Raw genomic sequence first — 20,622 nt, 5'->3', positions numbered from 1 at the left:
CGTCGCCGCGGAGAATGACTCCACCAAGAGCGACAACGGCCGCCACACCCTTGCGGGTGGGCGGCCGTTGGCTTGGTCCGTTCGGGACCCGATAGACCGTCTATCGGGAGAGCCCCCGCTTGTCCATGCTCTGCTTCTCCTGGGTCTTGAACAGGTTGAAGCGGGGCAGGAACTTGTCCCAGTCGATGATGTGCGAGTCGAGCTCTGGGCCGTCGATGCACGCGTGCTTGCGCACCGGCTTGCCCTCGATCTCTACGGGCACCATGCAGGCGCCACACATTCCGGTGGCGTCGACCATGATCGAGTTGAGGCTCGCGACGCACCTGACGCCGTAAGGCTTGCTGAGGTCGCTCACCGCCCTCATCATGAACGGTGGGCCAATGGTGACGATTTCGGCGAGTTTGCGGCCCTTGCCGGCCTTATTCGCCTCGAGCATCTCCTCGAGAGGGCCAGTGACGAAGCCCTTGTAACCAAGCGTTCCGTCGTTGGTCGCGTAGACGACCTCAAGCTGGTCACCGTACTTGGCCTTGAGGTCCGTGACTCTTTCGCCCTCGCCCACCCAAAACATCAGGTTCTCGCTGCGGAAGCCCGCGATGAGTGTGACGTGGTTGCCCAACTCGAGGTGTTCCCTTGCGATGGGGTAGACGGGGGGAAGGCCGAGGCCTCCCGCCGTGAACACCACGGTGGAGTCGTCCGAGTAGCGCTCGACGTGGCTAGGCAGGCCCAGCGGCCCTGCGATTCCCGCGAAGGACTCGCCCACCTCCATCTTGTTCATGAGGATGCTCGTGGTGCCCATGCCCTGAATCACGAGGCAGATCGTGCCAGCCTTGGTGTCCCAGTCGGCAAGCGTGAGCGGAATGAGCTCGCCGCCGTCCGACATCAAGACGCGAACGAACTGGCCAGCCTTCGCGGCATCGGCTACGACCGGGGCGCGGACCGTGAACTCCACAATGCCGTCGCTCAGCTGCCTCTTGGCCACGATGGTCGAGGCCGTCAGGCAACGTTCCGTGTAGGTGAGAGCCTTCGACACCATGTCAGGAACCTGCTCGAGCGGCACGTTCAGGTCGCCCAGAATCTCCCTGGCTGCGCTCTGCCCGTCGCCGGCGGCGTTGACCGCCGTCGAACCTCCACGGGCAGCGTCGCCGCCCGTGTAGACGCCCTCAAGCGTGGTCTGTTGTGAGCCCGCGTTTTCGAGCACGATGGTGCCCCACTTGGACGTGGCGAGCCGTGGTTCGGAGTCCTTGATGATCGGGTTGGAGGCGTTGCCAAGGGCCATGATGACCAGGTCGGCCTTGATGGTCTCGGTGTTCCCTGTGCTGATGGGCGCTCGGCGACCCGACGCGTCGGGCTCGCCCAACTCCATGTGGTCGACGACCGCGGCCTTCACAAACCCGGTCTCATCGCCGATGAACTCGGTCGGAGAGGCGAGAGGCTTGAGTGCGATGCCTTCCTCCAGCGCGTGGTGGAGTTCCTCGACACGGGCGGGCATCTCGGAGCGGCCACGGCGGTACACGATCGTGACATTGCCGCCGAGGCGACGGGAGGTGCGCGCCGCATCCATGGCGGTGTTTCCGCCGCCGATGATGAGGATCTCCTTGTCCTTAATGACGGGCAGGGGAGTCTCGTACTCCTCCTTGAGGCCCTGCATGAGGTTCACGCGTGTGAGGTACTCGTTCGCGGACATGACGTTGAGGAGGTGTTCTCCCGGCACGTTCATGAAGCGCGGCAGTCCAGCCCCCGTGCCCACGAAGATCTTCCAGAAGCCGGCGTCGCGCAGATCCTGCAGAGTGGCCGTCTTGCCCACCACGAAGCTCATGACGAACTTGCCGCCCAAGAGGCGGATCTTCTCCACCACGTCGTCGATGAGGTCGTTGGGAAGACGGAACTCGGGGATGCCGTAGCGCAGCACGCCACCGAGCTTGTGGAACGCCTCGAACACCGTCACGGGGTAGCCCTCGACGGCGAGGAGGTACGCGTTGATGAGCCCGGATGGGCCGGAGCCGACGATGGCGATGGGGGGCTTGGTGCCCTGCTTCCACGGGTCGGCGAAGCCTGCGAAATGCTCCGTGTTGGCATCGGGGAAGAGAAGCTTCTCGCGCTGAGGCAGGAAGAACTCGATCTGGCCGATCGACATCGGCACCTTGAGGATGCATGAACCCTGGCACTGAAGCTCCTGGGGGCACACACGACCGGTGACGTCTGGCAACGGGTTCGAGCCCTGAATCAGCTCGAGTGCCCCACGGAAGTCGCCTTGACCGATGCGATCGATCATCTCGGGAATGTGAATGCGGACGGGGCAGCCCCCTATGCGCTCGTCCGTGTTCTTCGTGAGGCCCCCCAGCTCGCACGGGCGCTCCTCGCACTGCTTGTCGCGCAGCACCTCGAGCCACACGAGCACGTCCACCTCGCGAGGCGTCAGCCCTAGGTCCATGTACCCCAGGTAGCCCTTGTTTACCAGGTCGAAGTCCTCGGCGCGTACGTCGGGTTCCCTGATGTACGGAGGAATCGCGACGTTGGCAGGCCACGCCGCAGAAAAGCCCTTGAGCATGGGGTAGCGGTCCGACAGGACGCGATCCACGGCGCGGATGAACGAGCGCTTCTTGCCCACGGGGAGGCTCCAGATGAACCTCATGAAAACCGTGCTGGCGTCGCTGTCGCTCGTGAGGATGCCCCATAGCGTCTCGAGGAACTCATCGCTCAGCTCGGGCTGCTGGAACTCCCACGAGGCCGCGGCAATTCCATCCTCGATGAACAGGTCCCTGAAGGAGGACGGATCCTCCACGAGTCGCCGCTTGAGAAGATCGAGCTGTTGCTTGAAGGTCTCGACGCCTGCGGAACCCTCCAAGCCCTCCATCTCGTCAGCGGTGGTCTCGAGCGCATCCTTGGCGCCCAGATACCGACGCAGGTCGTCCCGAGGAGAACCCGAGGCCTTCACCGTGTCGTCGACGATGCTCATTTGATGATCTCCGCGTCACACGAGTTCTTGACCCTGTCCATGCGCTTCTGAAGGTCGGGCGTCAGCTGGACCGTATCGAGCGCACCGGGGACCATCGTGGCGACGGTCTGGGATTCGCCGTCGATGATCATGGTCTTCTTTTCGAAGAACTGAGGCAGCTCTTGGTAGCAGGTCCCGCAGTCGTTGCACTTGACCTCGTCGGCCGGGTCCAAGTAGATGGGGCCGGTGCCCCCCTCCGCAACCTCGGCGCACGACGCTGCTGCGGCCGCTGCCGGGGCTGGTGCCTGAGCCTGTGCCGTAGCCACGGAACTGCCGCTGGTGACGGTCAGGGGGAGCGACGTACGACCACGCGCGGGGGCCTTGCTCGATGCCGCGAGGGCCGACATGGCCGTGGCGATGTCGTCGAGCGAGCTCTCGCGCAGTTGCAGGACCTCTTCGTACTGGGCCTTGAGCGCCTCGACCTCCTTGCGGTACTTGTCCTCCATCTGGTCCTCGTGCTGGCCGGATAGGTACTGCAGCGTCTGCCAGAAGCGCTTGCGGTCCTCGACCAGGCTCACGATCGCCGCCGTGCAGGCCACCTTGATGAGGCGCTTGTCGGCGTCCGTCGCCCACACGAATGGCACGTGGCCTTCGCGAGCCGCAAGGCTCATCTCCACGTACTCCGCGACCGGGGTCGCGGTCACCTCGGCGTCCGCAGGCAGCTTGTGGAACTGCTTCTTGAAGCGGACCTCGCCGAGCGCGAACTCGGCGGGCGTGAGGGGCGTTTCCATCAGTTCGAGCTGGCCATTTTCGCCGATGTACTCGATCGTGCTGGTGGTCCACGTCTTGTTGATATCCGGGTTGCCATCGAGCGAGAACCGGTCGCGTAGCGTCGTCCCCTTGCTGGGGTCGTGCACAAAGAGTGGGCTCATCCTGCTCTCGACCGCGAGCTGCGACCGGGCGTTGGAAAGGTCCTCGGCGATGCCGTTCTCGGTGCCGCACGGGGTGTAGATGTCCATCACGGCGGCGCCCTCTTGGTATGCGAGCATCCGCATCGAGGTCGTCAGGAAGTGGCCGTGCATCGCGGTCGACGTGGCGCTTGCGAACACTCCAGGGTGGAACGAGGCGAGCAGCGCGAGGTCCTTGCGGCCCTCATGCTTTCCGCTGTGCGCCTTGCCAACCCTGGCGAGGTCGGAGTCTTGGCCGATGAAACTAGCCGTCGACGCCTGGCCTCCCGTGTTCGAGTAGGCGCCCGTGTTGAGCACCAGCATCTTGACGGGGGTGCCACTCGCGAGGACGCGAGACATTGCGCCGAAGCCGATGTCATAGCTCGCGCCGTCGCCGCCGATCGTGAGCACGTTTGGCATAAGCCTGCGCTCGTCCTCGGTGAAGTGGTGCCACGACAGGGTGCTGAGCGCCTTGCCGTCGACTTCGGGGTCGTAGGCATCCTCGAGTTCGAGTCGTGCCTGCCTGACGGCCCTGACCTCGCCGACCTGCGCGGTGGAGATTCCCTCGTAGATGCCCGACGCAAGCGGCTGGGCGTCTTGGAACAGGCTGTTGACCCACGGGTCGAGGTATGGCGTGAAGGGCATCGTCGATGCGTAGACCGAGGAGCAACCCGTCGCGTTGGCGACCACGGTGGGGGCTGGGCCTCCACCGGTGGGGCCGGCCTCCGAGAAGTACAGCGCCTTGTCCAGTTCGACCAACACGCGGCCGATGCGGTCGCGGCGGTCCAAGTCGCCGTCGGCGAGTCCGTCGCGCTTTGCGGAGAGGTTTTCGATGAGCTCTTCGAGTTCCTCGATGTACGCGGTTCGACGCTCGTCGCCGAGCGCGCGGCTCATGGACGTCACCAGGCGGATTGCGGTGACCTCGCCACAGCCCTTGCAGGCGCCGTGGCCACCCGTGGTCGCGTAGTAGTTGGTGTGATCGAGCAGCATGCGCTTGATGTCGCCGTCGGGGCTCGTGGAGCCCTCGGTGAAGCGCTTGGGAGTGTTGGGCAGCTTGCTCATGAACGTGAACTGAGCCTCGAGCGTGGCCAAGACGTCCTCGGTTTGGTCAACCGCGGTGAGGGCTCCGGCGCCGCAGACCTCGACACACTGGAGGCAGCCCGTGCACTTCCACGGGTCCACCGCTGCCGAGAAAAGGCCGCCGCTTCCGGGGACCTCCTTCTCCATCGAGTCGAAGAACGGCCGCGTGCGTGCCACGGGGAAGGTCGCCAGGGTGGTGACCAGTGCGTCCAGGTGGCGGCGCATCGACTTGTCTGCGTCGAGTCCCTTTGCGGACTCGGCGACGACGTCCGCGAAGCGACGGTCCGTCTTGTCCTGACGGTACGACTCGCGGACGCGTTCGGCCAGCGGGTAGACCTTCGCGCGCAGACTCTCGCGCTGGCCCTCCGTCGCGTCGATGCTCGCGATGCCGGTGAGGAGTAGGTCGTGAATCTCGTGAACCGTGTTGGGGATCGCGACGTCGGGGCACACCATCGCGCAGTCGAGGCAACCCGTGCACTTGGAGGCGTTGAAGACCGGCGCCACGCGACGGAACAGGCCCTTGTCCTTGGTCTGACCGGTTCCCACCGGCATGAACATGCCGGTACCAGGCAGAACGGGAGACTCGCCGATGGTGCCCTCGCGGAACGGGCGCGCCATCAGGTCCTCGTAGTAGGCGGGGTCGAAGAGGTTGCTTGCGCGCGGCTCGCTGGCCGCGGGGCACATCGAGGCGGAGACCGCTCCGGTGTTGAGCACCGGGACGGCGTGCTTGTCGTCGGCCTCGACGAACTCTGGCGCGTTGTAGTCCACCATCACCGTCGCGGCAATGCCATCCTTGATGACCAACATGTTGGCGTCGACGACCGCCGCGCCCTTGCCGCCGAACTTCTTGGAGATCTGGGCGCGGACCTTCTCGAGGATGGCCTCTTCCGAGGCGCCCGAGGACACCCTGTCAACGTGTCCTGCCACCGCGCCGATGAACGCGATACCCATCATGCGGGTCTGGAGTTCGGCGGTAGGGGCGTGCTTCTTTGCCACCGTGAACGCGTCGACGATGAGGAAGTTGATGTGCCTGTCGCGGATGGTTCGGCGCGCATAGGCCGGAAGACCGCGCCACACGTCAAGGGCGGCGAGGTCGGACTGCAGGATGAACGTGCCGCCCTCGATGAGGCCCTTGAGTGGGTTGGTGTGAACAAACGCCTGGTGGTCGGGGGAGATGACCACCTCGACATCCTCGAGCTCGGCGTTCGTGAAGAGCACCGCCTCGGGGCTCAGGGTGATGTAGTAGTTGGTGGGCGCGCCGCTCTTCTCGGAGCCGTACTTGGGCGCCGACTTCGAGTGCATGTCGAGCACGCCGGCGAGGATGTCGGTGAGGAGTTTGCCCGTCGCCACCGTTCCGTAGCCGCCCACGGAGTGGAAGCGGATGCGCAGCGCGGACTCGGGGAGCAAGCCCATGGGGTTGTCCTCGGTCTCGAGCGCCATCGCCTCGGTCTCGGGGTAGGCGGCGCGCAACTTGTCTTCGAGTACCGCGAGCGACTTCACCGAGTCCTTGCCGAAGAACTGCGAGCCCAGGTAGATGAGCGGGGTGTTCTTGCCGTCGGACATGTGCTTGAACGCGGCAATCAGGTGACGCGGCTGCACGTCGTGGCCGCCAAGGCCGAAGATCGCGGTGGTGAGCGACGGCGTCTTGGCCATCGCGGGGATGCCGTCGTGCTGCGGGCGATCGGCGTTCGCGCGGGCCTTGAAGAGTGACTGGGTCACGGCGCGGGTAAGTGCGGTTTCGTCGGAGCGCTCGAGAACCATCACGGACTTGGCCGATGCGAGGGCCTCGACCAGTTCGGCCTCGGGGAACGGCTGGAGAGCCTTGACGGACACGACGCCCACCTTGACACCCTGAGAACGCAGGTAGGGGAGCAAGGCGCGCACATCGTCGGTGATCGAGCCGAGGCCGACCATGACGTAGTCGGCGTCCTCGCAGTCATACGCCATGATCGGCGAGTAGGCCCTGCCGGTGAGCGCTGCGTATTCATCCATCGACTGGCGGATGAGTCCTGGCACGGCGCTCGCGAAGTGCGTGCGGTGGTCGACGGCACCCGCCTGGAAGTCGGGCTGGTTCTGCACGGTTCCGGTAATGCCGGGGTTGTGAAGGTCAACGAGCGCGGGAACGCGCTGCCTGGTGCCCTTCTCGTCGGAGTTGACCCACTGGCGGCGCCACTGTGCCTGGAGGTCCTTGGGGACCCACGCGAGGGTCGCGTCGACGAGGTCGCCAGCGTTGTCGGCCTCGATGGCATCAGCGGCGCCCTCAAGGTGTGTGCGCAGGGCGGTCAGCGCCTGCTCGGTGAAGTCGTCGGCGTGGCGGCCCAGGTATCCGTTCAACTGGAACACGCGCCCCTTGGCGCCAAAGAGCATCTCTTGAGCCACCGTCGGCGACTTGATGCGGCCAGACGGGTCGCCCAGGTAGTCGCGAAGCAGCGCGGGCTCGGGAAGCAGCGCCTCGCTCATGACGTGGCTTGTCGCGAATCCGTCCATCGCGTTGGTGACGGGGATGAGGGACAGTGCCGAGACGCGGTACGAAATCGCTGCGAGGTCCGCGGCCTCTTGCGGGTTCGATCCGAACAGGATGGTGTAGCCGGAAGGGAGCAAGGCGTAGACGTCGTCGTGGCCCGCCATGACATTGAGCGAGTGCTTGGACACCACGCGGGCGGCGACCTGCAGTACAAAGCCGCCGATCTTCTTGCCGACGGTCACGTAGTGCGACTCCATCGCATACAAGATGCCTTGGCTCGACGAGGCATTGGAGATGTACTCGCCGCCGGTGAGCGCCGCGCCCAGCGCACCGCTCTGTGCGGAGTGCTCGCCCTCGGTCTCGACGAAGAAGGGGTGCTTGCCCCACACATTGAGCTGGCCCTCGGCCCGCGCCTGCTCAAAGAGCTCCGCGATCTCGGTCGACGGGGTGATGGGGTAGCCGATCACGCCACCGCACACGTGCTTCATGACGTGCGCTACGGCGCCATTCCCGTTGATGACTGCGGGAAGGCCGGGGTACTGGGGGAGTTGTGAAGTCATGGGGGAAACCTGTTCGGTCCAACGAGCGCGGAACGAACGTGGACAGACCACTTAGGGAGCCATCGGCGCCTCACCTGGGATGTTCGACGGCTTTCGCCGTCCCCATGCGAGGCGATCCGTAGGCTGCGACTTAGCGATCCTCACGTCCGCGTGAAACACCTTCAGGCTAAGTCGCGCTCTACAGAATTTGTGTGCCGTTGGTCCCAAGTTTGCCTAGGAGGTCCCGCCCGGGACTCCCCTGCCAAGGTCCCGGTTATTGGCCCTGCACGCTTGCGATGCGGGACCATTGGGGGACCAAAGGCCCGAGCGTCGGCGTCAAGGCGCCGAGTGTGTGGGACTACCCGCGACCCAGAGCGACGCGTTCGGGGCAGTCGAACGGGTCCCGAGCGGCGAGGCCTACACGGTTGAGGTACGCGATGACGATTGCGTAGGAGTTCATCAGCGTGGTCTCGGTGTACTCGAGGTTCTCTTGTGCACAATGCTCGCGGACGATCTCGCGGGCACGCGGAAGATGTGGGCGCGCCATGTTGGGGAACAGGTGGTGCTCGATTTGGTAGTTGAGGCCACCGAGGAGGATCGACATCGGCCAACCGCCACTCACATTCCGCGACGTGAGCACCTGCCGGGACAGGAAGTCGACCTTGACTCCCTCGGGGATGATCATCATGCCCTTGTGGTTGGGAGCGAACGACGCTCCCATGTACACGCCGAACACGGCCATCTGGACACCCAAGAAGGCGAAGGCCATTCCGAGGGGCAGGAACCAAAACAGGGGCACGAGGTACAGGCCGAAGTGCAGCGCGATCGAGGGCAGTTCCGTCCACTTCTGCTTGCGCGTGCCGCCCGTCACGAGTGACGCAACCGAGCGGTAGTGAAGGTTCAGACCCTCCATGGTGAGCAGCGGGAAGAACAGCCAGCCCTGGCGCTTGACGATCTGCTTGACGAGGCCGGTGGCCGTCGACGCGTCCTGCTCGGTGAACCTGATCGTGTCGCTCGCGATGTCGGGGTCCTTGCCCATCGTGTTCGGGTTCGCGTGGTGCCTGCTGTGCTTGTTCATCCACCACTGGTGGCTGATGCCCACGAGCACGGTGCTCAGGAACCGTCCCACGCGGTCATTCGCGGGGCCAGAAACGAGGATGGCGCGGTGCGACGCCTCGTGGCCGAGAAAGGCAATTTGAGTCAGCACGACGGCGAGGGCGCCCGCAATGAGCAGTTGGAACCACGAGTCGCCCAACAGGATGAACCCCGTGATCACTCCGCCGAGCGCGACGGCAATCGCTGCCGCGTAGATGGCGTAGAAGCCATACGCCCGATTGAGAAGCCCCATGTCGCGCACCGTGGTGGCGAGCGGCGTGAAGGAACGCGTCACGTGGTTGACGGGGGGCTGGGTTGCTCGCGGAGCCGAGGCGGTCATTGCTCTCCTGAGGGTCGAACGGGGACTTCCCACCAGGACATGTGAGCTCTCGCTCGCGGTGCGAATGCCCCTCACCCTACGTGACCGTAGGTTGCGAGTCACGGGCTTGAGCCGAAAATCCCCCGCGCGGGTGAGGGACCAGCCGTTCCTGGTCCCGGGTAGGGTCATGCCGTGATTCTCGCGATCCTCGCCACCGTGATCGGCCTGGCGGCGCTCGCCTGGAGTGCCGCCAGATTTGTCGACGGCGCCGCGGCCGTGGCGCGATACCTCGGAATGCCTGCGCTCCTGGTGGGCATGCTCGTCATCGGATTCGGCACCTCGGCCCCCGAACTCGTGGTGTCCGTATTCGCCGCTGCGGGAGGCCAGCCCGAGTTGGCCTTCGGCAACGCGTTGGGCTCCAACATCGCCAACATCGGCCTGATCCTTGGTGTGACCGCGGTGGTGACCCCCGTTCTCGTGCATAGGGGAATCCTGCGCAAGGAACTTCCGGTGCTGCTAGGCGTCACCGTGTTGCTTGGCGTGCTGACCTTCGACAAGCACGTGAGCAGGGCCGACGCGGTGGTGCTTCTCGCGGTGCTTGTGGTCCTCATCGTGTGGTCGATCTTGGTGGCGCGACGTTCCACGGACGACGAGTTGGGCAAGCAGGTTGAGGCCGAGGCCGCCGCCCACCCGCTCACGCGCAGGGCGGCATGGGGATGGCTCATCGCGGGCCTTCTCCTGCTGGTCGTCTCATCGAGGGTGCTGGTGTGGGGGGCGGTGGCGATCGCGAAGGGCCTGGGATGGTCCGACCTCGTGATCGGACTGACGGTCGTGGCCCTCGGCACCTCCGCGCCAGAGCTCGCCTCGTCGATTGCCGCCGCGCGCAAGGGTGAAAACGACCTTGCCCTTGGAAACGTGATCGGTTCCAACCTCTTCAACACGCTTGGAGTCATTGGGCTCGCGGGAGTGATTTCGCCCGCGGCCATTTCTGCGGACCTCGTGATGCGCGATATCCCCGTGGTGTTTGCCTTTGCGTCGGCGCTCGTCGTGTTCGCCGTGTGGCCGCTCGGTCGGGGCAGGGTGACGCGCATCGAGGGTCTACTTCTTGTCGCCGCCTATGTGGCATACCTGACATTCGTCTTCACGTCCGCCTAGCGCCCGCGACTCGAGTCAGAATCGGACGCCTATCCTGTCGCTATGCCCTCAGATCGCCCTGCCCTCGGCCTCCACGGGCTGCGCAAGCGTTTTGGGTCCACCATCGCCGTCGACGGCATCGACCTAGAGATTCCCGCAGGCTCCTTCTTCGGGCTCCTGGGACCAAACGGCGCGGGCAAGACGACCACCCTGTCGATGGCGACCGGGTTACTCACGCCTGACGCGGGCGTCGTCATCGTCGACGGCGTCGACCTGTGGAAGAACCCCACCATTGCCAAGCCGATGCTCGGCGTGCTGCCTGATGGCCTGCGCACCTTTGATCGCCTCACGGGGTCCGAACTGATCTCGTACGCGGGCATCCTCAGGGGGCTCGATCCCGACGTGGTGAGGGAGCGCAGGGACGACCTCCTCGCCGCCCTCGACCTAGCTGCAGCGGGCAGCACCCTCGTCACCGACTTTTCCGCGGGCATGGCCAAGAAGATCGGACTCGCATGCGCGTTGGTTCACGCACCACGTGTTTTGGTGCTCGACGAGCCCTTTGAGGCCGTCGATCCCGTGTCCGCCACGGGGATCCGGAACATCTTGCAGTCGTTCGTGGCTTCCGGCGGCACCGTCGTGATCTCTTCCCACGTGATGGCGCTCGTGGAGAGGCTGTGCGACCGGGTCGCGATCATCGGCGCCGGCCGCGTCCTGGCGGAAGGCCCGCTCGACGAGGTGCGGGGCGATGGCGACCTTGAGGCGCGATTTGTTGCGCTTGTAGGCGACACGAGCGAGCAACGGGATCTGACGTGGTTGCAGCAATCCTGAGCCTCAGGTGGCGCATTCTGGTCAATCAGTTCAAACACGACTGGTGGCGGCTGGTGTTTGTCGGCGTCGGCGCTCTTTGGTCGCTCTCGATCGTGCCCGCGCTTGTGGCGGGCAGCTCGGCGCTCAGCAAGACCGGCTTCGATGTCAAGCAGAGTGCGCTCGTTGCACTCGCGGCGCTCGTGGGGCTCGCCTGGGTCCTTGTTCCCCTTCTGGCTACCGGGGTCGACGCCTCGCTCGACCCCGCGCGGTTTGCACCGTGGGGGATTGACGCGAAGCGCCTGATGCCTGGGCTGGCCATCGCGGCATTCACCACCATTCCGGCGATCGTCTTTGTCGGCGTCGCGCTGATCATGGCGGGGAGTTGGCGTGGCGAAGACAGGCAAGCGACCGTGCTCGTCGTGGCCCTCATCGGCGCCTTGTTGACGGCGCTGACCTGGGTGTTTTCGGCGCGAGTGGCCACCCTTTGGGCGGTGCGCCTTCTCGCGACGCGCGCAGCCAAGGTTGTCGTGGGCGCGTCCGTAGCCGTCGCGGCTATGGCGGGGGCCGCCGCGATAGTGCGAGTCCGTGCGGAGGGACTTGCGGGCCTTCTTCAGAACGAGATCGCGACCGCGCTCACCCAATTGGGGCGCACGCCCATCGGAGCGGGCCTGGCCGCGCCCGGATCAATTGTCGTGGGCGATGGGTGGGGCGCCGTGTGGCGCCTCGCCATGGTGGCGGCGTGGGCCGTCGTGCTCTACTTCGCGTGGCGCGATGCGGTCTCCCATGTGCTTGTCCACCCGGTGGCTCGTGGGGCGGGCGTTCGGCGCAGCCGCGACGCGATCCTCACATCGGGGCAGCGAACGGGACGCCTCTGGTCGCTCGTCCACCCGGTGTCCAGGGCGGTGTTCACACGGACGGCCCGATCGTGGCGAACCGATCCGCGTTACGTCACGCAACTCGTGGGAGCGCTCGCGTTTCCCGTGATGATGGGTGGGCTCGTCCTGAGTTTTGGCGGCGCCAGGCAGGTATGGATGGCCGTGCTGCCGGTTCTCCTCGGTGTCACTATTGGCTGGGGGCGCCACAACGACCTCGCGTTCGACTCGAGCGGCTCGTGGCTCGACATCGTCAGCGGGGTGCGAGGCTCCGACATCCTCGTCGGCCGGCTCCTCGGCGTGGTGCTGTGGGCGGGTCCCACGCTGGTGGTCTTGAGCGTTGCCGCCGCCGGTCTTGCCGGTCGGTGGGATGTCTTCCCTGCGGTGGCCGCGACCGCTTTGGGAACTCTCGGGATGGCGCTCGGCGTCGCCTCGATCACGTCTGTGCTGATGCCCTATCGCGTCCCTGCGCCAGGAGAGAGCCCCTTCGGCGCGGACGCGGGCTCGATTGGCGCGAGTCTCGCGGGGCAGTTGGTGTCGTCCGTGGGCACGAGCATCGTCGTCCCCTTCATCGTGGCCCCGTTGGTGTTCGCCTTCGTGTGGGGGGGCGCGTGGTGGCCGCTGTGCATCGTGTGGGGTCCGCTCGCGGGCGGGGTCATTGCGTGGTGGGGAACGTCGCTCGCGGGCCGGTGGTACGACGCGCGATCGGGACGACTCGTTGGCGCCGTTGGCTGACCGCAAGATCCGGTGCGCGAGCGCTTACGATGGAGACATGAGTATCACTCCTGACGCCCCCACGACCGGCGGCTCCTTGTCGACTGTTGAGCGCACGCGCGAACGCGAGCTCGTGGAACCCGGTGATGGTGAGCGCTTCTCCCACTACGTGCGCAAGGAAAAGATCCTCGAATCCGCCATGACCGGAGAGCCCGTGATCGCGCTCTGCGGCAAGGTGTGGCGCCCCAATAGGGATCCCCAGAAATTTCCCGTCTGCCCCGCCTGCAAGGAAATTCTCGACAGCGCATACGGACCTGAGGGCGACGGCAACGAGTAGCTTCCCCGGCGAAAGCGGCGCCGGCGACTGCGTCTTCTCGCTTGACGGTGCCTGACGGCCTTACCCTGAGACCGTGTCGACCCAGCCTCTCAATGCACCCGACGTCGATGTCGCGACCCGAACCGACGACGTGTGGGTGACCTTGGTGTGGAATGACCCAGTCAACCTCATGTCGTACGTGACGCACGTGTTCCAGTCGTACTTTGGATGGACGCGCGCAGAGGCGGAGCGTCGCATGCGTGAGGTTCACGAGAGAGGCAAGACCGTGGTGTCATCCGGTGCTCGCGAGCACATGGAGGTTGACGTCCAGGCCATGCACGGGTTCGGCCTGTGGGCGACGCTTCAAAGGAGCGGCGAATGAGGGGCTTCCAGGCGATGGCCGATGCGTCCGCGTCCGACGCGGCCGTCGCGGAACTTGACGCCGAGGAGAGAGCCGTGATCGCACGCGTCGTCGCCGACGTCGGGCTGCTCCTCGGGGGAGAGCCGTTTGGAATGGAACCAGAGGCCGACGACGAAGGCGACGACCCTCTGTTTCGCTATCTGCGCGGACTCGAGGACGCGCTCACCGATCCCGACGACCCGGCGGTGTTGCGAGTCCTGCCGAACGCCGCACCAGACGATCGCGAGGTGGCCGACGAATTCCGCCGCTTTACGGAGCCAGAACTCCGCACCCTGAAAGTCGACCGCCTGCGCATCATCTGGAGGGCGCTGAGCGATGACGGGCCCGAATGGGTCGTCCCCGCGGCCGAGGCGCTGAACACCGCCGCGGCGCTGACCGACATGCGGCTCGTAATCGCTTCGCGCCTTGGGCTCGAGACGGATGAGGACGCCGCGGATCTCCACGCTGAAATAGGCCGAGCCCACGACGCGGAATCGGGCGCCTATGCGGCGTCCGCAACTGAAAATCCGGAGCGAGTCTGGCTCGGGATGCTCTACGAAGCGCTGACATGGCTTCAGGAATCATTGATGAACTACGTAATGAGGGACGATGTCTGACGCGCCCATCGGGGTCTTCGATTCTGGGGTGGGCGGGCTGACCGTCGCCCGCGCGATCATGGACATGATGCCAAATGAGTCCATTCACTACGTGGGAGACACCAAGAATGGGCCGTACGGGCCGTTGCCCATCGCCGAGGTGCGTCAGCACGCGCTCGCGATCATGGATGCGCTCGTCGCCGACGGGGTGAAGATGCTCGTCATTGCGTGCAACACGGCGTCAGCGGCCGTGTTGAGGGACGCCCGCGAGCGCTTCTCTCGCGACAAGGGCGTGCCCGTGGTCGAGGTCATCGTTCCCGCGGTGAGGCGCGCGACGAAGACAACGCGATCGGGGCGCATCGGCGTCATCGGCACCGTTGCCACGATCAATTCGGGTGCTTACGACGACGCGCTCGTGGCAGCACCCGGCATCACGGTGACGTCGCAGGCGTGCCCCGACTTCGTGTCCCTTGTCGAGAGGGGGGTCACGAGTGGTCCGGAGGTCATCGACGTGGCGCGCGAATACCTGGCTCCGTTGCAGGCCGCCGACATCGACACCCTCATTTTGGGCTGCACGCACTATCCGATGCTCCAGGGCGCCATTTCGTACGTAATGGGCGAGGGCGTCACGCTCGTCGACTCCGCCACGGAGACGGCGATGGACGTGTACCGCGTGCTCGCGGCCGCCGGGCTCGAGCGATCGGCAGACGCCGCGCCCGAGCACCGCTTCTTCGTGACGGGCACTTCCGCGACCTTCGAGACGCTGGCACAGCGATTCCTTGGGCCCGTCGTGAAGTCGGTCGAGCAGTTGCACTCATGAGGCTCACCGTCATCGGCTGTGCGGGGTCCGTCGCGGGACCCGACAATCCGGCGTCGAGCTATCTCCTCGACGCCGAAGCGGACGGCCGCACGTGGCGGCTCCTCCTCGACCTGGGGTCGGGAGCGATCGGCCCGCTGCAAGCGGTCCTAGACCCGGCGACCCTCGACGGCATTCTCATCAGTCATGGGCATCCCGATCACTGCGCGGATCTCGCCTCGCTGTCCGTGCTGTTGCGTTATGGGCCGTCCTCGGGGACGGGACTCGCGCCGATTCCGCTGTGGGGGCCCGACGGCATCGACGAGAGGGTGCGTCAGGTCGAAGGTGCAAGCGACGACGCGGGGCTCGCACCGTTCGCGTGGCGGGCGCTCGCGCCAGGCGAGACGCGTTCGCTTGGCCCGTTCACGGTGACGGCCGCGAGGGCGTGGCATCCGGTGCCCGCACTGGCGTATCGCATCGAGGGGCCCTCCGAGTCGGGAGGGGCGGCCACGGTGGTCTTCACGGGGGACACGGACCTGTGCGATGACATCGTGGCGATCGCCGCCGACGCGGACGTCCTGCTCGCGGAGGCTGGCTGGGCCGACCGTGCCGAGAATCCGATTGGCATTCACCTCACCGGGGCCCAGGCGGGAGAACTCGCTCGCCGCGCGCGAGCGAAGCGCCTGGTGGTGACGCATGTGGCCTCGTGGGTCGACCCCACGGCAACGCTCGCCCAGGCGCGTGCCGAACACCCCCACGCGGTGCTGGCCGCACCGGGAGTCGTCTTCGACATCTGAGCCGCCGCTAGGCTCGTCGCATGACTCGCTTCGATGGACGCACCCCCGACCAACTTCGCCCCGTGGCCTTCGAGCGTGGCTTCCAACGCGCCGCAGAGGGCTCTTGCCTCGTGACCTTCGGCAATACCCGTGTGCTGTGCTCCGCATCGTTCACATCGAGCGTGCCGCGTTGGAAGAAGGGCTCGGGAGAGGGCTGGGTCACGGCCGAGTACTCGATGCTTCCTCGCGCCACGAACACCCGCAACGACCGCGAGAGCGTGCGCGGCAGGATCGGTGGCCGCACCCACGAGATTTCGCGGCTCATCGGCCGGTCGCTGCGCGCCATCATCGACGTGAAGGCGCTAGGGGAGAACACCATCGTGGTGGACTGCGACGTGCTGGATGCGGATGGCGGCACCCGCACCGCCGCCATCACGGGCGCGTATCTCGCGCTCGCCGACGCAGTGGCGTGGGGCAAGGCTCAGGGAGCGATCAAGGCCGATGCTGCGGCCCTTTCGGGCTCGGTGAGCGCTGTGTCGGTGGGCATCATCGACGGAGTTCCGATGCTCGACCTGCCGTACGAGGAGGACGTGCGTGCGGAAACGGATATGAACGTCGTCATGACGGGCACTGGGCACTTCGTGGAAGTCCAGGGCACAGCCGAGCGTGCCGCGTTCTCCAAGGCCGAACTCGACGCGTTACTTGAGCTGGCGGCAACAGGCACTGCCGAGCTCGCCTTGCTGCAGGCCATCGCGCTGGATCTGTAATGGCGGCGGTTTTCGTGGCCCCGACAGCCGCGCCCCGCGCCGTGTTTGCCAGCCACAACGCGCACAAGCGCGACGAGGTGTGGGCGATTCTCGCGCCGCTGTTGCCCGACTGGACGGAGGCGGATCTCGCCTCGGCGAGGGACTTTGACGTGCCGCCGCCCGTCGAGGATGGCGTGACGTTTGCCGAGAACGCGCTCGTGAAGGCCCGCGCCGTGTGTGCGGCCACGGGGCTGCCGGCAGTCGCGGACGACTCGGGGCTGGCAGTCGACGTGATGGGCGGGGCGCCGGGCATCTTCTCCGCGCTGTGGAGCGGGACGCACGGCGCGGACGAGGAAAACCTGCGGCTCCTCCTGGCGCAGCTCATCGACATTCCCGATGCACATCGCGGCGCGGCGTTCGTGTGCGCGGCCGCGCTCGTCACGCCCGAGGGCCTCGAGGTGGTGTGCGAGGGGCGCATGGAGGGAAGCATCGCGACCGCGGCGACCGGAGGTGGCGGCTTTGGCTACGACCCAATCTTCATCCCCGTCGGCTACGACGTGACCGCGGCCGAGTTGACGGCTGCGCAAAAGAACGCGATCTCGCATAGGGGAAAGGCCTTCGCCGCACTGGCCGCGCGTCTCGCGGTCCTCTGAGCGCGGGCACTAGCTAGGCAACACTCCACAATGCGCGAGCACGTGGCGAAGAAGCACGTGTTGGCCGCCGGCCACCTCGGCGGCGACGATCGCGAGGGTGGGGATCGAACGGCCACCCGGTGACATGGATGTGCCTTCCCTCTGCCCAACGGATGGTGCTGCGTGCGCAACGGGGAATCCGTTAGGCGACTCCGGAAGCGTCGCCCTGCGACGATTTCTCGTCCAGCGGTGGGCGGGCCTCGCGACATATTCACAGCACGCTGCCAGGTGGCAATCGGACAATAACCAGGAAGCACTCGGAAAAAGAGTGAGATAAAACGTGGCGTCGGCCCTCCCCGTCCGTACGATGGGAGATGGAGGCGTCTCATGACGTTGCTCAACATTCTCGACCGGTTCCGCCCCGCAGGCGCACCTGGCTCCGCTGGGGTGGTCGGCGTGCCCGCGCTCGACAACACCGGTCCCGCGAGCGAGTTGGCCCCGGTCTTCGCCGCCCTCGAGCCGGAGGTCGCTGCCTGCGCCGAGCAGGTGGCCGCGGCCAAGAGCGCCGCACGCTCGAGCATCGATGCCGCGCACGAGCGCGCCGCCGCACTCCTGGCCGAGGCTCACCTCCGGGCTGACGCAGCCCGCGCGGGGGCTGCGTCGGCGGTCCACGACGAGGCGACGGCCGGTGACGCCGCCCTGCTGACCGACGCCCACGAGCAGGTCGCCCGCGTCGAGGCCCTGGGGCAAGGGCGGGCTGCGGCTCTGGCCTCGCGACTGGCGGAGGCGCTCGTCGACCCGCGGACGGGGACGCTGCCGTGAACGCCGACTGGGTGGCCGCATCGGTCCGCGCGCGGGCGATGGCCCGCCGCCGGGTCGGGGCGGGCACCTGTCGTCGGATCGCCGGGCGGAGCAGTATCGCGGAAGCCCTGCAGGACCTCGAGGGCACCGGGTACGCCGGGTCTGGAGAGGAGGGGGGGCTTGAGGAGGCACAGCGTGCGACGTCCGACGCGGTCCTGTGGCAGTTGCGGGTGCTCGCCGGCTGGCTCCCGGCAAGCGGGACCCGCCTCGTGCGGGCGGCCGCGGCCGGTCTCGAGCGGGACAACATCCTGGACCTGGCCCGACATCTCGACGGTGGCCCCGAGCGACCGGAGCACGATCTCGGAGCGCTGGCGACGGCCTGGCCCCGGTTGCGCGGTGCGACCTCTCGCGAGGAGCTCGGCACGGCGCTGCGGCGTTCGCGCTGGGGAGACCCGGGTGAGGGCGGTCCGGCGAACCTGGCCGATGTGCTGCGGATCGGCTGGCTCCGGGAGCTTGCCGCTGCGGCACCGCAGGCCAGGCCGTGGGCGGCGACCGCCGCCGCCCTGACGGTGGGACGACTTGTCCTCGTCGACGTGTCCCGGCCGTCTGACCGGTTGCGTCGGCTGGTGCGGCCGCTCATCGGGGATGCTTGGGCCGAGGCCGCTGACCCTGCGGAGCTGCGGGCCGCGTTGCCGGTCGCCGTCCGCAGCGTGCTCAACGGGATCGATCGGCCGACGGACCTGTGGCGTGCTGAGGTCCGTGCCGTCGCGGCGGTCGAGGACGACGCATTCCGGCTGCTGCGCACGGCGATGCCGGGACCATCGGTGGTGCTCGGTGCGATTGTTGTGCTCGCGATCGACGCCTGGCGGGTGCGCGCCGCCCTGGCGGCCGCAGACGCCGGTGGCGGGAGCGAGGTGCTCGATGCCGTGGCGTGAGGACCTGAGCCCGGTCCGGATGGAACGGGTCGCGCTCGTCGCAACCGAGCCGACGTGCCGGCAGATGCTCGTCGAGGTCGCACGAAGCGGCACGGTCGAGTTCGACCTGCCATACCCGCCGGGCTCGGACGCCGGCGAGATCGACCGGGCTCAGGGGGCGGCCGTCCGGTCGGGGACCTTGACCGGGCTGGTCGGGTGGACGCCTGCCAGGAACCTGACGGCCCTGCAGGAAGCGCTCGGCCCGCACGGTGCCGCCGTCGTCCCGATCGCGCGCCCGCGCGGCGTGCAGCCGCCGACCCTGCTGACCGCCCCGGCGTCCCGCCGCCCGCGACTCTCCCGCACGCTCGTGGACACGTATGCGACGGTCCCGTACGCGGACGTCGACCCCTCGCGGCTCGCGGGCCTGGCCTATGTCGTGATGTTCGGGATGATGTTCGGTGACGTCGGGCACGGGGCGATCCTGCTGGTCGTCGGCCTGGCGCTCCGCGGGCGCCGGTCGGGGCGCCTCGCGGCCCTGGCCAGGACCTGGGCGTTCGTCGCGGGCGCAGGGCTCGCCTCGATGGCCTTCGGCGTGCTCTACGGCGAGGCCTTCGGGCCGACCGGGCTGATCCCCGTCGTGTGGCTCGACCCGCTCGAGAGCCCGATCGCGCTGCTCATCGCCGCCGTCGGGTTCGGCGCCGTGCTGCTCGCCATCGCCTACGGAATAGGGACGGTCAACCGCGTGCGGGAGGGCGGCTGGGGCTACGCCCTCTACGCGCGGACGGGCGTGGCAGGCTCCGTGCTCTTCGCCTCGGCGGCCCTGCTGACCTGGGGACTGGTCGCAGGCCTCGGCCCCGTCGTCGTGGTGGCCGCCGTGGTGGCGATCGCCGCGCTCGCCCTGGTCTTCACGGGACTGCTCATCGAGGCGGGCGGCGGGGGATCCGGAGTCATGCAGGCGGTAGTCGAGCTCTTCGACACCGTCGTGCGGCTCGGGTCGAACGTCGTCTCCTTTGCCAGGCTCGCCGCGTTCGGCCTGACCCACGGCGCCCTGCTGATGATCGTCTGGGACGGGACGACGGGTTTGTGGGGGCCGGGTTGGCGCGCGGTCGCCGCCGTGCTGCTCTTCGTCGTCGGCAACGTCGTGACGTTCGCGCTGGAGGCGCTGGTCGCGGGGATCCAGGCGCTGCGGCTGGAGTACTACGAACTGTTCTCCCGCATCTTCCAGTCCGAGGGGCGGCCTTTCCGTCCCTGGGCACCCACGCTGCCGGAGGGCAGCCCTGCTCAAGGAGAAATCTCATGACGCCCTGGCTCATTGGCATCCCTGTGGTTGCCCTGTTCGCTGTGACGGCGCTGGTCCTGCTGCGGCGACGCGGCAGAGCCGGGTTCGCCGTGGTGCTCGGCATCGACGCGCTCGTCCTAGTCGGGGCGGTCATCCTGCTGATGGGCGCGCTCGGCTCGGGCCCGGCGGCTGCGGCGGTCGGTACGGCGGCGGTCACGGCCGAGACGGCGGCCCCGGCGGGCATCGGTGGCTCCGCGCTCATCGCGGCAGCGATCGCGGTGGCCGGCTCGTCGATCGGTGCGGCGTTCGCCGTCGCCTACACAGGCTCGGCCGCGCTCGCAGCGATGAGCGAGCGGCCGGAGATCTTCGGCAGGGCGATGGTCGTCGTCGGGCTCGCCGAGGGGATCGCGATCTACGGGCTCGTCGTCGCGATGATCCTCATCGGGAAGGCGTGACTTCC

17 protein-coding genes are annotated in these 20,622 nt (G+C 67.2%); 14 read left to right on the top strand and 3 right to left on the bottom strand.

The features are described from left to right. Positions 1-100: 100 nt before the first annotated feature. From BKA03_RS10650 to BKA03_RS10640, 3 genes are all read right to left on the bottom strand, one after another. Positions 101-2,956 carry a sulfide/dihydroorotate dehydrogenase-like FAD/NAD-binding protein gene (locus BKA03_RS10650; protein ID WP_062075975.1) on the bottom strand — a complete coding sequence of 952 codons (2,856 nt, stop codon included), beginning with the start codon at positions 2,954-2,956 and terminating at the stop codon, positions 101-103. Continuing rightward, positions 2,953-7,986, bottom strand: coding sequence for a 2-oxoacid:acceptor oxidoreductase family protein (locus BKA03_RS10645; RefSeq protein WP_062075976.1), 5,034 nt, complete (start codon positions 7,984-7,986; stop codon positions 2,953-2,955). Before BKA03_RS10645 ends, BKA03_RS10650 begins: the two co-directional genes overlap by 4 nt. 337 nt (positions 7,987-8,323) lie before the next feature. Then, positions 8,324-9,400, bottom strand: a complete 1,077-nt coding sequence (locus tag BKA03_RS10640; protein ID WP_062075977.1) for a fatty acid desaturase family protein — start codon at positions 9,398-9,400, stop codon at positions 8,324-8,326. 171 nt (positions 9,401-9,571) lie between these two features. Here BKA03_RS10640 and BKA03_RS10635 point away from each other — a divergent pair, with 171 nt between their 5' ends. From BKA03_RS10635 to BKA03_RS10570, 14 genes are all read left to right on the top strand, one after another. Then, positions 9,572-10,534, top strand: coding sequence for a calcium/sodium antiporter (locus tag BKA03_RS10635; protein ID WP_062075978.1), 963 nt, complete (start codon positions 9,572-9,574; stop codon positions 10,532-10,534). Between the two features lie 42 nt (positions 10,535-10,576). Further along, positions 10,577-11,341, top strand: coding sequence for an ABC transporter ATP-binding protein (locus tag BKA03_RS10630; RefSeq protein WP_062075979.1), 765 nt, complete (start codon positions 10,577-10,579; stop codon positions 11,339-11,341). Then, positions 11,323-12,927 (top strand): hypothetical protein, encoded by a 1,605-nt coding sequence (locus BKA03_RS10625; RefSeq protein ID WP_062075980.1) that lies wholly within the window; start codon positions 11,323-11,325, stop codon positions 12,925-12,927. Before BKA03_RS10630 ends, BKA03_RS10625 begins: the two co-directional genes overlap by 19 nt. 37 nt (positions 12,928-12,964) lie before the next feature. After that, complete coding sequence (locus BKA03_RS10620; protein WP_062075981.1) at positions 12,965-13,243, top strand: DUF3039 domain-containing protein; 279 nt, start codon at positions 12,965-12,967, stop codon at positions 13,241-13,243. Positions 13,244-13,316: 73 nt separating this feature from the next. Beyond that, on the top strand, positions 13,317-13,604 hold the full coding sequence (gene clpS, locus BKA03_RS10615; RefSeq protein ID WP_062075982.1) for an ATP-dependent Clp protease adapter ClpS: 288 nt from the start codon (positions 13,317-13,319) through the stop codon (positions 13,602-13,604). Beyond that, a complete protein-coding gene (locus BKA03_RS10610) occupies positions 13,601-14,239 on the top strand; it encodes a DUF2017 family protein (RefSeq protein WP_062075983.1) in 639 nt (212 codons plus the stop codon). Before clpS ends, BKA03_RS10610 begins: the two co-directional genes overlap by 4 nt. Next, complete coding sequence (gene murI / locus BKA03_RS10605) at positions 14,232-15,038, top strand: glutamate racemase (protein WP_062075984.1); 807 nt, start codon at positions 14,232-14,234, stop codon at positions 15,036-15,038. Before BKA03_RS10610 ends, murI begins: the two co-directional genes overlap by 8 nt. After that, a complete protein-coding gene (locus BKA03_RS10600; protein ID WP_062075985.1) occupies positions 15,035-15,811 on the top strand; it encodes an MBL fold metallo-hydrolase in 777 nt (258 codons plus the stop codon). Before murI ends, BKA03_RS10600 begins: the two co-directional genes overlap by 4 nt. A gap of 20 nt (positions 15,812-15,831) precedes the next feature. Next, positions 15,832-16,557 carry a ribonuclease PH gene (gene rph, locus BKA03_RS10595; RefSeq protein WP_062075986.1) on the top strand — a complete coding sequence of 242 codons (726 nt, stop codon included), beginning with the start codon at positions 15,832-15,834 and terminating at the stop codon, positions 16,555-16,557. Further along, complete coding sequence (gene rdgB, locus BKA03_RS10590; RefSeq protein WP_062075987.1) at positions 16,557-17,189, top strand: RdgB/HAM1 family non-canonical purine NTP pyrophosphatase; 633 nt, start codon at positions 16,557-16,559, stop codon at positions 17,187-17,189. Before rph ends, rdgB begins: the two co-directional genes overlap by 1 nt. A gap of 366 nt (positions 17,190-17,555) precedes the next feature. Next, positions 17,556-17,990 (top strand): hypothetical protein, encoded by a 435-nt coding sequence (locus tag BKA03_RS10585; RefSeq protein ID WP_062075988.1) that lies wholly within the window; start codon positions 17,556-17,558, stop codon positions 17,988-17,990. Then, complete coding sequence (locus BKA03_RS10580) at positions 17,987-18,904, top strand: hypothetical protein (RefSeq protein WP_062075989.1); 918 nt, start codon at positions 17,987-17,989, stop codon at positions 18,902-18,904. Before BKA03_RS10585 ends, BKA03_RS10580 begins: the two co-directional genes overlap by 4 nt. Then, positions 18,891-20,183 carry a V-type ATPase 116kDa subunit family protein gene (locus BKA03_RS10575; protein ID WP_202965765.1) on the top strand — a complete coding sequence of 431 codons (1,293 nt, stop codon included), beginning with the start codon at positions 18,891-18,893 and terminating at the stop codon, positions 20,181-20,183. The genes BKA03_RS10580 and BKA03_RS10575 overlap by 14 nt, the downstream gene beginning before the upstream one ends. After that, a complete protein-coding gene (locus tag BKA03_RS10570; protein ID WP_062075990.1) occupies positions 20,180-20,617 on the top strand; it encodes an ATP synthase subunit C in 438 nt (145 codons plus the stop codon). Before BKA03_RS10575 ends, BKA03_RS10570 begins: the two co-directional genes overlap by 4 nt. The last annotated feature ends 5 nt before the right edge of the window (positions 20,618-20,622 follow it).

Source organism: Demequina lutea (assembly GCF_013409005.1).
Taxonomy (GTDB): domain Bacteria; phylum Actinomycetota; class Actinomycetes; order Actinomycetales; family Demequinaceae; genus Demequina; species Demequina lutea.
This window is presented reverse-complemented; position numbering and strand designations above follow the sequence as displayed.